This is a genomic window from Nonomuraea rubra, from assembly GCF_014207985.1.
In the GTDB taxonomy this organism is placed as follows: domain Bacteria; phylum Actinomycetota; class Actinomycetes; order Streptosporangiales; family Streptosporangiaceae; genus Nonomuraea; species Nonomuraea rubra.
Genome location: NZ_JACHMI010000002.1, coordinates 42,967 through 56,318, shown reverse-complemented (window position 1 = coordinate 56,318; position 13,352 = coordinate 42,967). Strand labels below are relative to the sequence as shown.

Genomic DNA, 13,352 nt, shown 5'->3' with positions numbered 1-13,352 from the left:
TCCTGTTCATGTCTGTTCGATCTCCGACAGGGCGAGGGCCAGGCTGGTCCAGCCCTCCGCGATAGAGACCTTGGCCTCGACCATGTCCGGGTTGGGCTCGCAGTCGGCGCGCTCCAGGACTGCGGCGGCGTGGGCCGCGGCTTGTCGCCAGGTGATCGTCTGACTGGTCATCCGGCCGTCACCGGCCAGTGCCAGGTGCCTGGCGCGTCGCCTGGCGCGACGTTGTACTCGTGGAATCCGCCCACCTGACCGGGCGTGAACACCCACAGGTGGACGTGGGATGCGTCGTCCAGCGGCGGCAGCGCACCGATCCTGACGCCCTCGGGGTCGAGCGTCATCGTGTCCGCCGTAACGATCGCGGCGCGCACGGCGTGGAGGCCCTGCTTGCCTCGGTAGCGGACAATGTCGCCGGTGGCTGGGTTGCGAAGCATGGGGTCTCCTCAGATGACGGGGACAAGGCCGCCGGGTAGGACTGGCTGTTCGACGAGGGCGGACACCCGGACCCACGCCCGGTAGGTGCCTTCAGGCAGCTCGACCGCGCCGTCACCGCCGGGGCCGACGAGGATCTTCGCGTCAGCCCCGGCGGCGCTGTGGTTGTCCCACATCGCGGCGTGCCAGTCCGTCTCGGCTGGCTTGCCGTCCTCCTTGGTGAAGGCGACTTCGACGCCTTCACCGCCGGACGGGCCCTTGACGGGGATGTACAGGAACTCCCGACTAAGGGAGGAAATTGGTTCCATGGGGCGGTCCTCCCTACGTTCGCGGTGAGCCCGCGCCCCAGTCGCGGCGCGGCTCACCAGCGGTGTACCTGCGGTACGGGGAACCCGCCGACCAGCGGCGGTAGATCGGGCCAAGCCCGGTGATATCCCGGCCCAGGCTTGTCACCGTGGCCGTCTCAACGAGAGCTGCCGAGTCCGTTGCGGCACGCGGCGCCTCGACCACGGCCTCGTCGTCGATGACGGCGCTGTCGCTGGCAGCGATGCCCGCTGCGCCCTGCATCGTCTCGACGAGCGTTGCGCTGTCGGCCGATGTCAGGCCCACCTCGACCGACTCGACGAGCTGCGCGAAGTCGCTGGCCTGCTTGAGGACGGCAACGTCTGAGACCTCGGTCAGCGCGCCGGTGTCCTCGGCTGTCGTCCCTACCGCCAGCGCGGCAGCTTCGTTCAGCACTGCGTGGTCGCTGGAGATCGGGCCGATCGTCTCGGCGATGGCTACCGACTCGGCCAGCGTGCCGCTGTCGCTGGTCGTCACCTGGACGTCCACCTGGGCAGTTTCAGCTGATACTGCTTGGTCCGTGCCGGACCAGCCGACCGTCAGCATCGACGACTCGATCAGCGACGCTTGATCAGCACCGGCCTGCTCGGTGGCAAGAACGGCGGCTTCTGCCAGCGTCGCCGCGTCCAACGAGGTGATGCCGGCCGTGGCCACTGCCATCTCGGCCAGGGTTCCGGTGTCGCTGGCCGCCTTGGGAATGCCGTCCGGCAGGACGGTGACCGCAGACGACTCCGCCACCACTCCCGCATCGGCCGCTGACTTGGTCACCTGCGGAGGCCCGGTGACAGCCGGAGCGATGGCCAGGGTGTAGCCGGCCCGCCACTCCACCGCATCTACCGAAGCCACGAAGTCAGCAGGCGACGTGGCCGCGTTCGACTGCAGCGCACGAGCCGCCGCCGCCAAGACGGTGTAGGTCCGCGACTGGACGCGAGTCAGCGGTGTCAGCCCATTCGGCGTCGTGAAGGTCATGGCAGCGCCGAGCGCGTAGGCCGCAACCAGCCGGACCTCAACGTTGCTTCCCGAGTCCGGGGTGATGCCTGGCGTTGTGATGTTCAGCCCGGTGCCGTCCGTCGAGCGGACGATCTTGGGTGTCGCCGTCAGCGATGCGTCCTTGATGGCCACGATCAGGCAGGTGCCGTCCGAGCCACTGCCCTGGGAGAAGACGTACGCGGTCGGTTCGGACGACCCCGCACGCTTCCACCACACTCGGATCGCCTGAATGACGCCGAGTTCGCTGGTCCCGTCCAGCGAGTCCAGCGGTTGCCACGCGCTGCCGCCGCTCGGGGTCGTCATGTTTGCGGTGGACCCCCGGTCCGCCGCTTGGATCCCGATCAGCACATCATTCGCTGCGACCCCGGCCGGCGCAGTGACGTTGTAGCTCGACGAGCCCGACGTGCCCGTTGAGGTTGAGCGGATCGTCGGCGGTGTACCGGCCGCTGGCGGCTCACCCACCCAGCGCGCCTCGACCAAACGCCCGCTGTCACTGCTGGCCTTGGCGACCTCCGGCACGTGGGCGACCGCAGCCGTCTCGGTCAGCACCGCGCCGATGTCGGTGGCGCTCTTGGTCTCGCCGGGGACAGTGAACTGGATTTGGTCGATCCAGGCAGCGTCCCGCCCTCTGTCTACCGAGTCGTCCTTGGTGTAGAGGAAGGTCACCTGCGACGCGCCGGTCAGGGTGAACGTGGCCTCAGTCCAGTCCACCTCGCCGGAGTTGAGGAGCACTTCCACGTCGTCGATCAAGACGTGGAACTCGTCGTAGTCGAGCTCGGACGACACCTTGTAGTAGAAGCTCAGGGATGTCGCCCCACCCGGGACGGTGACAACGACCTCCGTCGTGGCTTCTCCGCCGATGTCGGCGCTTTTCAAAGACCACGACGTGCCGAGGGCAGCGAACTCGTTGTCCCGCGCCCAATCGCCCTCGATGGTGAGGGCGAAGGTGTCGTCCTCGAAGTCCTCCAGGATGGTCGCCACCGCGCCCCCTCCCCGTCAGGCAGTCGCGTGGCTCAGGTCAGGGAGAGCTGCACCGTGAACACCCAGGACGCGGCGGACGTCTTCGTGCCGAGGGCCTCCACCTTGCGGTTGAGCATCCGCCCGCCGGACGCGCCGTTGAACACGCCCCACTCGGCCCAGGCGAAGTTCGCTTCGGCCGTGGAGAACGTCGCCCTGAAGGTGACCGTGTTGGCGGCGGCGCCGGTGCTGTCCGTGTGCTGCGGGTAGCCGGCGTCCATGCCCTTGCGGACCTTGTTCGGGCCCTGCAGGTCGGTCTGCAGCGGGTCCGCCGCGGCGGTGCCGTCGCCCACACCGATCCTCGCGTTGGTCGCGTCGAACGCGGCCACCGCGCTGCCGCCGGTGAGACGGTGCCACAGCGCGGACACCCCGCCGTACATCAGCGCGTTGCCCTCACGCTCGATCACCTCGAACGGCACGGCGTCCGGGCCGGTGTCGTCGCCGTGGAACTTCTCCAGTCGCCAGGTGCAGCGCCACCGCGCGGTGTCGTGGCGGCCCAGGCCGGCCGCCAGGTGGCTTCCCTCGGTCAGTCGCGCGGTCTCCCGCATGATGCCCTCCCGGACATGCAGAAGGGCCACCCGGTGCGGATGGCCCTGACGTGGTGAAACACACGGTGTGGCGTAGGCGCGGCCCCAGCCTGGTAGCCCCTCAACTACGGGACCGGGACCGCGCCAGGTGCTCGACACACGCGGGTGGACGTGCGGAGCAACGCACCCCTCAGCCCGCCACAGAACGGGGGTGCGCGTTCATGGTCAGTAGACCGGCTGCAGCAGCGGCAGCCAGGCCGCTTGCGTGGTGTGCAGGCCGTACCGGACAGCGTCCAACGCGTGGTCATCCACCTTCACGGGCACGTCGTCGCCTTTCTCGGCCTTCTTGTCGTCCCACGCGTACGAGCCGACCTCGTCGAGGAACCCGGACACCGAGCGGTGGATCCGCAGGTGGTCAGCGCCGAGCAGATTGCTGACGGTGCGGATGCCGTCGTTGACGGAGTTGTCGCCCATGGTCGGGGTGAAGCCGTCGCGCTGGAGTTGCGTGATGAACGACGCGGCGGATGGATCCACCACGACCCACTGCGGCCGTACCCCGCGGGTGCCGGGGCCGTAGGTGTCGGGGATGTTGTCCAGCCACGCCCCGAGCTTCAGGCTGTACTCGGCGTCGGTGAGTTGCTTCCGCTCGGCGCGGGAGTCCCAGCGGAACTCGCTGGCGAGATAGATGCGCCGCTGGCCAGTGTCGTCCGGAGTGGATACGCCGATGAGGATGGCATCGAACGGATTGACGGTGCCATAGTCAACGCCGCAGGCCAGCCATCGCTCCATGGGCGGCAGGATGTCCACGACGTGCCGGTCCGGGTCGAACATGTCGTAGATCGCGCCCTCGGCCATGACCCACTGGCCCAAGATGAATCTCTTGAACCAGAGCCCGGTGTACTCAGCCTTGAGCGCCTTGACGTACGCCGGGTCCAACGCGGTGTTGTCGTCCAACCTGAAGTGCCAATGCCGCAGGTCAAGCTCGTACTTGCGGTCAAGGAACTGGCGCTTCAACCAGTGGTTCGGAGCATCGGGATTCGTGGTCCCGAACAGTTTGGCGCCCGTGACGCTGAGCCGGGCCAAGAGCTGGTCCCAGAACTCCCGCTCGATCAGCGTGATCTCATCGACGTAAGCACCAGCACAGGTCATGCCTCGCAGCCGGTTCTCCGACCGGGCGTCGTTCGACGAGATGATCTCAATGCGTCGCCCGAGGATGTTCGCCGTGGGAGCGCCACGGGTGTAGATGATCCGCCGCGCGATCGGGCCGGTGATCGCCGGGTCTTGCAGCACGTCAAAGACGTTCCGGGCGATCGTGTCCGATGTCTTGCCCACGATCACCAACGAGCCCCCGCGCGGCGCGTTCGCGACGTACATAACCCACCGCAGCAGCGAGGCGATCGTCTTGCCCGACCGGATCGCGCCCGACCAGATGTTCAGGCGAGCTGTGGACTCGCCGATCGACCGGAGCTGCTTGGGCGACAGGTTCAGCGGCGTCGGCGCCGGCGTGCTCACAGGCCGTCCCCCGACTCGATCTCACCGATCACCTCGGCCTCGAGGATGGTGTCCGTGTCGGGGTCGGGGATGGTGTGCCGTTGCTGGATCTGGAGCAGCAGGTTGCCCAGCAGAGACGCCATGTCGCCGTCCGCGATGCCGTTCCTGTTGATCAGGTCCAGGCCCAGCAGAGCCGACCGCCGGTTGATGCACTTCAGCGCCGTCTCGCAGGCCTGAACCTCGCCCTTGACGACCTTCGGCCACAGCGAGGCCATGATGCGGTCGAGCCGGTCGATCTCCAGCTTGAGAAGCTGCTCGCTCGCCATCTGCTCCTGCTTGGCGGCCTTCTGCAGCGCCCTGTCGATGTCCTTCGACACCGAGGCCGCGCCCGAGTAGCCCAGCCGCTCGGCGATGACCGTGGGCGACACTCCAGCGATCCGCATCTGGACCGCCTGGTAGCGCCGCTGGGAGATCTCGACCTGACGGGCCTTGCTGACGACCATGAGGGCAGCTCCTGATCTACTACGCTTCTCGGGTGCGGATGCTGACCGTCCGGCAGCCATGGGCGGCGTTGCTCGTCGCGGGCATCAAGGACGTGGAGAACCGGAGCTGGGGCACGCCGTATCGGGGCAGGCTCCTGATCCATTCGGGCCTCAAGATCGACGCCGAGGGGTTCGAGCTCATGGATCAACTAGGGATCGTCCTCGACGGGCCGATGCTGCGCGGCATGATCCTCGGGTCGGTGAACCTCGTGGACATCCGCCAGGACAGCAGCTCGCTGTGGGCCCGCGCCGGGGTGAATCACTGGCTGGTCACCGACGCCCGACCGGCCGTCACGCCAATGCCCGCGGCTGGGGCGCTGGGGCTACGGCCAGCTCCGGCCGGGTGGACAAAGGCGTTCGCCGCCTAGATTCGCGGTGCCACGTACTCGAACGACACGACACCGAGACGGCGCGGGTCGAGCGTCTGCGCGTGCATCCACTGGTGCTTGGACCGGGTGCCGAGCTTCTTCTGGCCCTGGATCATCCGCCACCGCGGCGACGCGCTTCGGTAGGCGATCAGCGCCGGATGTGACGACACCGACCGGTAGCGGAACCCCTGCTCGTACAGCCGCTGCCCCATCCACTCGGAGAAGCGGCTCCCGATGCCGAGCCCCTGATAGTCCGGCAGAACCACCAGCCGGTGCTCCATCTTCAGGTTCCGCGTCGCCGGGTGCTGGAAGTGCCGGTAGGCCAGGAACGCGACCGGCTCACCGTTGATGAACCCGGCGAACTTCTTGCTGGAGCGGTGGAGGTCCGAGCTCAGATAGTGATGACGTGCGAAGACAGGCCAGAGCTGTCCATCGACCGGCCGGATTTCGAGCTGGAGCTGGGGGCGGGGTTGAACCGACCTCCACTCGAACGAGCCTGTCGAGACGTCCAGCACCCAATCCGGCTGCAGCCACTCCAGCACGTCGTAATGGCAGGTCACGGCGACGAACTGGCGGCCACCGCGCCGTACGGTCTTCTGGATCGTGTGGCTGGCGACCCGCGCGACCTGGCGGTCCACGACCGACGTGAACTCGTCGATGACGACCAGGTCGCCGGACTCGGCCAGGGCCCGTGCGATGGATGCGCGGAACGCCTCCCCGGTGCTCAGCGTTCGGTGCGGCCGGAGCCAGGCCGGCGGCGAGGACAGTCCGACCGCGCCCAGCAGGGCCACGATGTCCTTGATGGACATGTCGGCCGGGAAGTCGTCCACGAGCGACCGGTCCTCGGACCAGGTGTGCGGGCCGGTGACGTGGTCGGGCCACAGGTGCCGCGCGATGGTCGTCTTGCCAGCCCCGGAGGGGCCGACGATCAGCCCTACGCTCCACGGCTGGTCCTCGATCGGCAGGTCCATGGCCCAGGTGTTGCTCAGCCGCTCCTCCACGGGCACGTCGAACAGGCCCTGGAGCTGCAGCACTCGGGCAGTCCTGTGGACCGGTGCCGATACGGTGATCTCGGCTCGCACAACACGACCTTTCGAGGGGGTAGCAGGGGCTACATCAGGGCGCGGACGTTCCAGCCCTGGCCCGTGAGCTGGTTGAGGAGCTGCACCTGCTCGGCCTCGCTGTCGCAGGTGACCACGACGCCCCAGACAACGGGCCGCGTATGCGTCTCAGCGTCGCCCGGTTCCGGCAGCTCTTCTTCGTCGTCGGCGCCGGCCTGGTCGGCGCGGCCACCGCCCGGGACCGGAGCGCGTTCGGGGCCGAGGGCTACCGCGTTGTCGGCGGCGATGGCGTCGGCCAGGTCGTCGAGGTCCTGCTCCGTCCAGCCGGTGCCGTCGAGGTCGTCCAGGCCGTGCAGCAGGTCGGCAAGGGCGTGGTCGTCGTACGCGCCGAACTCGGCGGTCCGGTTGTCGGCGAGCATGATCCGGGTGGCGGTGTCGTCGTCAACGTCGATGATCAGGGCCGGCACCTGCCGCAAGTGGTTGGCCTTCGCGCCGCGCCAGCGGTGCTCACCAGCGATGATCCGCATCTGCGACTTCTGGACCAGGACCGTGCCGTAGAAGCCGTTCTTCTTGATCGACTCGGCGATCACGTCCACGTCGCCCTGGTGAGGGTTGTCGGGGTGCGGTTCGAGGTCGGCGACCGAGACCATTCGATAGGTCTGCGACACGATAGCGGGCACAGCACCTCCAGCTCGATGGAAATGGCGAGGTTGGCCGTTCTCTACCTAGGGGCTAGGTAGAATACGACCGTGTACGAGCAGTCCAGGCCGCGCATGACGCTGCCCACGCAACTCGTGCTTCGAGCACTGCTCGAAGACCCCACACAAGAGATGTATGGTCTGGAGATTTGCGCCGCCGCTAGTCTCCCCACGGGGACGATTCATCCCATTCTCGCCCGCTTCGAGGGCCTCGGCTGGCTGGAGTCGCGCTGGGAAGAAACAGACCCCCATCAGCAGGGCCGACCTCGGCGCCGCTACTATCGCCTGACGCGAGACGGGATCGAGCAGGCAAGGCAATCGCTCGCTCATGCGGAAGCCAAGCGCAGCCGTCTATCCGGCCTCTCCCGGGGATTGTCCGGAGGAACGGCGTGATCCAAACCGCCGAAGAATCCTCGCGAAGCGAGGCCCTAGGCCATGCTCACGCCCTCCTCGGCAAGCTGACCGACGCCATCGTGCACCTGCGAAAAGTACTTCAGCACAAGCCCGCGCTGAGTGGCACCGATTCCGAAGTCAGGCTGACCCTGTCGACTATCAGCGATCATCATTTTGATCTTCATGTCGCCCTTACCAGGGCAGATATTCACGCCTCCGACATTTTGGAAACGCGCCTCTCCGTCCTCGATCAGCTGCAAGCCGCATTCGAGTCTTCCTATGAGCCGTCTCGCCTTGAGCTGATCGCAGCCTTGGATCTGGCTACCGAGGTCATATTCGAGACCAGGAGTCTAGTGAGGGCATCCGCAGCGGCCCACCTGGACGCTCTGAGACAACGGGACAAGACGAGTCCCGTTGCTCGCAAGGCCAGCACCATCGTCAATCTCACTATGCACGTTCTGCCCGCTAGGCACCGAAGCCGTTACGGAGAAGAGATCCTTAGCGAGCTTCACGAGCTTGCTAAGGCGAAGGCCACCGGAAGCATGCAGATTTACTACGCGCTTCGCCAACTCAGCCGCATCTGGGCGCTGCGTCGCACCTTGGCGAACCCTGCCGCACACCCGCTGGAACCGCTTATCCGTGCCACCTGCTGGGCACTCTCCTCCGAGATCCGCACCTGGCTGGTCATCGGTACTGTGACCCTGTCAGCCTTGATTGACGTTGTGATGGAACAGGGGTGGGGTTCAGCTCTACTCGCGGTTCCTACCGCCTGGGTCTTCCATCGAGGCGCCTGCTGGCTGCGCACGAAGCTGGACATCACAGTGATCAGTGGCAATCAAGAGGACGATGAGGAGTTTCCCCCTACCGGTTGATTGACTCGACCATCCGCCCGCCGGTGACCTATTTGCGAGGGTCACCAGCCTTTGCACTTGCCGTTATGTCGGTGACCCGCGAAAACGTCTCAGAGCAACGCTAACAAGATCGACATTCAGACGCATCCAAATGGCCTTCAGACAGCCCCAATTACGCATCAGCGTGCAGCTGAGACGCACACATCTCGGGTGATCGACGTTTCTAATGTCCAGAAACGCGACCAATGCGAAGATTGCGCGTTGCTGCGTCACCAGACACGCACAAGCCGGTACTGCTCGACATCCTCGGCGTGACCCACCGAGTACCGGCAGCCGCCGCACACCGCGCGGTCGGTCCACGTGCCCAGGTTGATCGCGCCGCAGTGGTGCGTCCATGCCGACTTGTCCAGCGCGCTCGTTCTCGACCTGGGCACGTGCTCCTCCTACTCCAGCAGCGACGCCACCACCTGAGAGGCGTCCTTCTCCAGCCGGTCCCGGCTGTGCAAGTAGATCTCCGTCGTGGACACGTCGGCGTGGTTGAGGTCGAGCTGGATCTGCCGCATCGCGACGCCGGCCTCCTGCGCCAGCGATGCGTAGGTGTGCCGCAGGGAGTGCGGCCCCACCTTCGACGTGATGCCCGCCTGGGCGGCAATGCGCCGCACCAGCTCGAACGCCTTCGACCTGCTCCAGCTCTGGCCCGTCGAGGTCGCGAATAGCGGGCCCCGCAGGTCCTGCAGCTCGACCCCTTCGCGGTGCGCCCGCTCAGCGAGGTAGACATCCAGCGCGTGCGTCGCCTCCACCGGCAGCCGCCGGGTAATCGTGTCGCCGCCCTTCACCGTGATGCGCAGCGTCCGATACCCACGGGCGAACCCGAGGTCGTCGATCTGCGCGTTCACCGCCTCGGAGATGCGGACGCCGGTCTGCAGCAGCAGCCGGAGCAGCGCCGCGGTGCGCAGCCGTTCCCGGCCATGGTCGGCGTCGGCCGCCCGGAGGAGGTCCCGCGCCTCGCCCTTGGTGAGCGCGACCGTCTCGGAGTGCTTGCGGGGGATCTTCGGTCGTCGCGTCTTCTTGAACCGGTTGGCGTCGAGGGCTTCGGTCTCGTGCAGGTACTCGTACCAGGACGACACCGTGGACAGGACTAATGCCACTGTCTTCGGCTTCGGTGGTCGGCGGGCCGTCTCCTGGAACCAGCGGGAGAACACGTCGCCGTGCGGCTTGCGGGCCTCCAGCGGATCGAGGCCGGTCTCGTTGCAGAACTCGAACCATCGCCGAATGTACCGCTCGTACGTGTCCCGCGTGTTCTTCGAGTCGAACGACCACAGCCACGCCCGGGTCAGGTCGAGAATGATCGGCGGCAGGTCCAGCGGCAGCGCGACGTCTTCGCTCCGGACGACGATCAGCTCAGCGTTCACGATCGTCCCCTGCGCCGAACGGCAGCGGGAAGCCGGCGACGGCATCCCCGGCCTTATCGCTGGCGCGGCGCATCAGGCGACTTTCCGGAACACGACGACCGCGCGGTAGCGGCTGTGATGCTCCCCCTCCGGCTCGGCTTCGGCGCTGATGACGTCCAGCTCGGTGCTCGACCCGAAGAACGCGAGGGCCTGCGCCACGGCCGCTTCTCTGATCTCATCCGGTGTTGCTCCGGTCACGGCGACGCGCAGAGTCAGCGGGAACTTTCGCACGCTCATGATGATCTTCTTTCGTGGAAGGGGTGATCACTTCGAGCGTAACACCGGAGAGAGGAACATAACCTGAATTATGTTCCTCTTCTATCGATCTTGATTGCTCTGATCATGGGCGGCCCAGGGTTTCGATTGGGGCACTTCCGATACACGCACAGAGCCGACACGATCGAATATGCACATGGATCTTCTGGGAAGCCTCTTCGTAGTCTTGGGCAGTTCGTTGATCGGCGTGGCGGCGAACGAACTGGTGAGCCTCCTGAGACGTAGACGCATCAGGGAGGCTGAGGAAGATCCCGGGAAACGGCTCCAGCGCCGTATCGAACTAGTCAACGCTGCCTTCTCGGAGGCGGGCATGCTGCTGCAGGAGTTGCAGAAAGATCTTGAAGCCCAGCAGGCAACCCGCACAGCACTGATCGAAGAGGCGAAACGACAGCAAGAGTTGCTGGCCGTGAACGAGGAACAGGCCGAGAAGATCCGCAGCATCCTCACCCACGAAACGAAGGCCACCATCCGCGCCGAGCGGCGACAGCAACTCGCCTACTTCCTCGCGGGCGTTCTTGTATCCGCAATCCTTTCGATCCCAATCGGCATCTGGGTGAACAGCATCAGCTAGATGGTCGCCCGTCTACAACCACAGGAGCCGGCCGCTGGTTGCCGCCCCGCGGCCGCAGCGGCGCCCCCGCCTCCTCCAGCAGCCGGTGAACGAACCCGTACGAGCGGCCCGTCGAGATCGACAGCCGCCGGATCGACTCCCCGTCCATGTACCGGCGCTTCAGCTCCGCCTTCAGCGCCTCGCGCTCCGCGCCCGCCACCCGCTGATACTTCCGAACCATCACAGCCACCCCTGTCTGATTGCTCCTACGCAGCCGCCGCCAGCCGAGCCCGCAACGCATCCCGGCCCTCCGGCGAATCAGGCACGTCGTCGCCCCGCCAGATACAGCCCTCGATCGTCGCCAGATCAGCGAAGTCGTACACGACCTCGCGGCTGGCTCGCCCCAGCACACGCACGCCATACCGGCGCGCCCACTGCCGGATCGTCACCGCCTCCCGGCCCAGCCGGACAGCAGCAGTCTTCGCCGTCGCAGGGAACACCAACACCCCCCGAACAGCGGAAAGCCCTCGAACCATGATCGGTCCGAGGGCACAAGTCTCTCCGTCGCCCGGAAGTGTTACACACCCACCCCGCCAGGCGCAAGCCAACAGCGGCACCGCAATCAACGATCCGCCTCCTCCGCTCGTGTCCGCCGCGAAACCGCGCAGCCTAACGTCGCTTCGCCCGCGCACGATATTCAGTCGTGAGCGCACGCCGACGCCCCCGACCGTCCATAGATCGCGGTCTCGCATCGCGTTCCTCAGCTCGCACCACAAGAGTGATCGCCGAACGCCAACGGCTCAAGCCGCGCCAGCGCCGGAGACTCCGCGATGTCCGCTGGTCCGTCCAATGGTGGGCCGCCCTCACCAGCGTTGTCGCTGGCCTCATGTCCGTTCCCGCGCTCATCATCTCTTTGAACGCTCTCGAACTCGGCCAGCAACAGCGTGCGGACGCTCTCGCCCAGCGGGCAGAGGACAAGAAAAGGGAAGCACAGGCCAAGGCCGAAGCGGACGCCATCGCCAAGATCGCGTTTCCTAGCCGTATCCATATCGCCGACGAGGCCTACGGAACCGTCCCTGACGCCTGGTCCTGGAACGTGCGCAACGCCAACTCTCGGCGGGCATACGTATACGTCCTGCATCGCCCCACCAAGCTGCCGACTGAGCTCTGGGAAGTCATCGTCGAACCGTGCAGCGAAGGCCAAATCGTGCTCCAGGAATCGGCGAGCAAGCTGGACGACACTGGCGGCAGTCAAGAATTGACCATCGCCAATGCATCCGTCATATGGACGGAGGGACAGACGTGGACGAGACCCACGCGGACATCACCACCTGAGCCCATACCCGTCTTCGATGACTGGATCGGGTTAGACACATGGCCTGACGACGTCGCCTTCACCATCCATTCACTTCCCCTCAAGGTGGCTCGACGTGGGATCACGCCCTGTACGTAACGCTCGCCCAGCTCTACATTGGCCTCAGCGTGCGGCCTCCTCCTCCACCCGCGCCGACGCCTCCCCCTCAGAAACGTGCGTCCCACACGCGGCGCACACGTAGAAGCCCGCCTTCACGTCCCAGCGGAACGACCGCTCACCACACCGGCACCGCGCCGGCGACCACGCAGGCGGCTCATCCCCGACCAGCCGCTCCAACACCAGCCGCCACGACAGAGCGAAGTCCACGAGGCCCACCAGCTCCTCACGCACCAGGACGCTCTCCAGCCGGCCCGACTCCGTCAGCCAGCCCACCGCCCGCGACCGAGCAACCGCCGACCGGACACCACCCAGACGCGCCCCCGCGCCCAGCCACACCCGCGCCCGCCCCTCGAAGTCGAGCAGACCGCCCGTCAGCTTCTCCAGCAGCTCCCCCACCGGCGACACCGCAGGCTTCGGCCGCGACCCCGACACCCTCGACCACTTCGACGGCGGCCGGAACCCATCAGCCTCCCTCGCGAGCTGCGCAGCAAACCCATCCACCTCCAACAGCGCCGCCCGCACCGACGCCGTACACCGACCGCACACCAGCGGCTCCCCCGGACGCCACCGAACCTCCGGAACCTCCGGCTCCACAGGCGGCTCCCCCACCTCCCCCGCCCGCACCCACTCATCCACCAGATCCGCATGCACGTCACGAGCCGCCTCGAAAGCAGCCCACGCCCGCCGCGACCTGCCATTACACGGACCCACACACGCGCCCGACACCACCGACACCCCAGAAGCAAGACCAGACACGGCACCCCCTGACCCCGAGACGAAACGCCCACAAGGCTACAAGATCAAAATCTTTTCGCAGGTACCAAGCCGAATGCAGCCCTGGCCGGCCCCGAACGGGGTACCCTCGGGGGGCATGCGGAAGCGCCGAACCGCG

The 13,352-nt window shown here is 66.6% G+C and carries 19 protein-coding genes; 5 read left to right on the top strand and 14 right to left on the bottom strand.

Annotation, left to right across the window (positions count from 1 at the left end):
• Positions 1–6 precede the first annotated feature (6 nt).
• From HD593_RS59860 to HD593_RS59830, 7 genes are all read right to left on the bottom strand, one after another.
• The gene (locus tag HD593_RS59860; protein WP_185112870.1) at positions 7–171 is read right to left on the bottom strand and encodes a hypothetical protein; all 165 of its coding nucleotides are present in this window, start codon (positions 169–171) and stop codon (positions 7–9) included.
• Positions 168–431 (bottom strand): hypothetical protein, encoded by a 264-nt coding sequence (locus HD593_RS59855; protein ID WP_185112869.1) that lies wholly within the window; start codon positions 429–431, stop codon positions 168–170. The genes HD593_RS59860 and HD593_RS59855 overlap by 4 nt, the downstream gene beginning before the upstream one ends.
• Positions 432–440: 9 nt before the next feature.
• Positions 441–737, bottom strand: a complete 297-nt coding sequence (locus HD593_RS59850; RefSeq protein WP_185112868.1) for a hypothetical protein — start codon at positions 735–737, stop codon at positions 441–443.
• Between the two features lie 13 nt (positions 738–750).
• Positions 751–2,742, bottom strand: coding sequence for a hypothetical protein (locus HD593_RS59845; protein ID WP_185112867.1), 1,992 nt, complete (start codon positions 2,740–2,742; stop codon positions 751–753).
• Between the two features lie 32 nt (positions 2,743–2,774).
• On the bottom strand, positions 2,775–3,326 hold the full coding sequence (locus tag HD593_RS59840) for a hypothetical protein (protein WP_185112866.1): 552 nt from the start codon (positions 3,324–3,326) through the stop codon (positions 2,775–2,777).
• A gap of 204 nt (positions 3,327–3,530) precedes the next feature.
• A complete protein-coding gene (locus HD593_RS59835) occupies positions 3,531–4,817 on the bottom strand; it encodes a PBSX family phage terminase large subunit (protein WP_185112865.1) in 1,287 nt (428 codons plus the stop codon).
• A complete protein-coding gene (locus HD593_RS59830) occupies positions 4,814–5,299 on the bottom strand; it encodes a hypothetical protein (protein WP_185112864.1) in 486 nt (161 codons plus the stop codon). Before HD593_RS59830 ends, HD593_RS59835 begins: the two co-directional genes overlap by 4 nt.
• A 38-nt stretch (positions 5,300–5,337) precedes the next feature.
• On the opposite strand from HD593_RS59830, the gene HD593_RS59825 reads away from it, so the two are divergent.
• A complete protein-coding gene (locus HD593_RS59825; protein WP_246549861.1) occupies positions 5,338–5,706 on the top strand; it encodes an ASCH domain-containing protein in 369 nt (122 codons plus the stop codon).
• Here the strand turns inward: HD593_RS59825 and HD593_RS59820 are convergent.
• Both HD593_RS59820 and HD593_RS59815 read right to left on the bottom strand, forming a co-directional pair.
• On the bottom strand, positions 5,703–6,740 hold the full coding sequence (locus HD593_RS59820; protein ID WP_185112862.1) for a GNAT family N-acetyltransferase: 1,038 nt from the start codon (positions 6,738–6,740) through the stop codon (positions 5,703–5,705). The genes HD593_RS59825 and HD593_RS59820 overlap by 4 nt on opposite strands.
• Positions 6,741–6,817: 77 nt before the next feature.
• Entirely contained in the window at positions 6,818–7,447 is a 630-nt protein-coding gene (locus tag HD593_RS59815; RefSeq protein ID WP_185112861.1) for a ParB/RepB/Spo0J family partition protein, read from the bottom strand.
• Between the two features lie 69 nt (positions 7,448–7,516).
• Here HD593_RS59815 and HD593_RS59810 point away from each other — a divergent pair, with 69 nt between their 5' ends.
• Entirely contained in the window at positions 7,517–7,858 is a 342-nt protein-coding gene (locus HD593_RS59810; RefSeq protein WP_312904485.1) for a PadR family transcriptional regulator, read from the top strand.
• Entirely contained in the window at positions 7,855–8,730 is an 876-nt protein-coding gene (locus HD593_RS59805; protein ID WP_185112860.1) for a hypothetical protein, read from the top strand. The genes HD593_RS59810 and HD593_RS59805 overlap by 4 nt, the downstream gene beginning before the upstream one ends.
• A gap of 248 nt (positions 8,731–8,978) precedes the next feature.
• On the opposite strand, the gene HD593_RS59800 is transcribed toward HD593_RS59805, so the two are convergent.
• The 3 genes from HD593_RS59800 to HD593_RS59790 all read right to left on the bottom strand — a co-directional run bounded on the left by HD593_RS59800 (position 8,979) and on the right by HD593_RS59790 (position 10,397).
• Positions 8,979–9,143 (bottom strand): hypothetical protein, encoded by a 165-nt coding sequence (locus tag HD593_RS59800; RefSeq protein ID WP_185112859.1) that lies wholly within the window; start codon positions 9,141–9,143, stop codon positions 8,979–8,981.
• 9 nt (positions 9,144–9,152) lie between these two features.
• Positions 9,153–10,121, bottom strand: coding sequence for a tyrosine-type recombinase/integrase (locus HD593_RS59795; RefSeq protein ID WP_185112858.1), 969 nt, complete (start codon positions 10,119–10,121; stop codon positions 9,153–9,155).
• Positions 10,122–10,193: 72 nt separating this feature from the next.
• A complete protein-coding gene (locus tag HD593_RS59790; RefSeq protein WP_185112857.1) occupies positions 10,194–10,397 on the bottom strand; it encodes a hypothetical protein in 204 nt (67 codons plus the stop codon).
• Between the two features lie 175 nt (positions 10,398–10,572).
• On the opposite strand from HD593_RS59790, the gene HD593_RS59785 reads away from it, so the two are divergent.
• Complete coding sequence (locus tag HD593_RS59785; protein WP_185112856.1) at positions 10,573–11,007, top strand: hypothetical protein; 435 nt, start codon at positions 10,573–10,575, stop codon at positions 11,005–11,007.
• Here the strand turns inward: HD593_RS59785 and HD593_RS59780 are convergent.
• The gene (locus HD593_RS59780; RefSeq protein ID WP_185112855.1) at positions 11,000–11,227 is read right to left on the bottom strand and encodes a helix-turn-helix domain-containing protein; all 228 of its coding nucleotides are present in this window, start codon (positions 11,225–11,227) and stop codon (positions 11,000–11,002) included. The two genes, HD593_RS59785 and HD593_RS59780, sit on opposite strands and share 8 nt — an antisense overlap.
• Before the next feature lie 537 nt (positions 11,228–11,764).
• Between HD593_RS59780 and HD593_RS59775 the strand changes: the two genes are divergently transcribed.
• Positions 11,765–12,439, top strand: coding sequence for a hypothetical protein (locus HD593_RS59775; RefSeq protein ID WP_185112854.1), 675 nt, complete (start codon positions 11,765–11,767; stop codon positions 12,437–12,439).
• A gap of 24 nt (positions 12,440–12,463) precedes the next feature.
• On the opposite strand, the gene HD593_RS59770 is transcribed toward HD593_RS59775, so the two are convergent.
• Complete coding sequence (locus HD593_RS59770) at positions 12,464–12,856, bottom strand: TFIIB-type zinc ribbon-containing protein (protein WP_185112853.1); 393 nt, start codon at positions 12,854–12,856, stop codon at positions 12,464–12,466.
• Between the last annotated feature and the right edge of the window lie 496 nt (positions 12,857–13,352).